Annotated in this window: 1 protein-coding gene; it reads left to right on the top strand. The window is 63.6% G+C overall.

Features of this window, described 5'->3' with window-relative positions; all coding sequences use genetic code 11:
• Position 1: 1 nt before the first annotated feature.
• A partial coding sequence (locus SB719_RS22240; RefSeq protein ID WP_412160046.1) for an SPFH domain-containing protein occupies positions 2-242 on the top strand: 241 nt, incomplete at its 3' end.

Below are 242 nucleotides of genomic sequence, written 5' to 3'. Positions count from 1 at the left end.
CATCGTTCTGTTCAAGACGGTGCGCATGGTGCCGCAGGGCTTCGAGTGGACCGTCGAGCGCTTCGGCAAGTACACGCACTCGATGACACCGGGCCTGCATTTCCTGGTGCCGATCGTCTACGGCGTGGGCCGCAAGATCAACATGATGGAGCAGGTGCTCGACGTGCCCAGCCAGGACGTCATCACCCGCGACAACGCGGTGGTGCGCGTCGACGGCGTGGTGTTCTTCCAGGTGCTCGACG

The sequence above is a fragment of the Pantoea sp. SIMBA_079 genome, from assembly GCF_046940275.1.
GTDB lineage: Bacteria > Pseudomonadota > Gammaproteobacteria > Enterobacterales > Enterobacteriaceae > Pantoea > Pantoea borealis.
The sequence above is the reverse complement of the archived record's forward strand: the minus strand, read 5'-3'. Positions and strand labels throughout refer to the sequence as shown.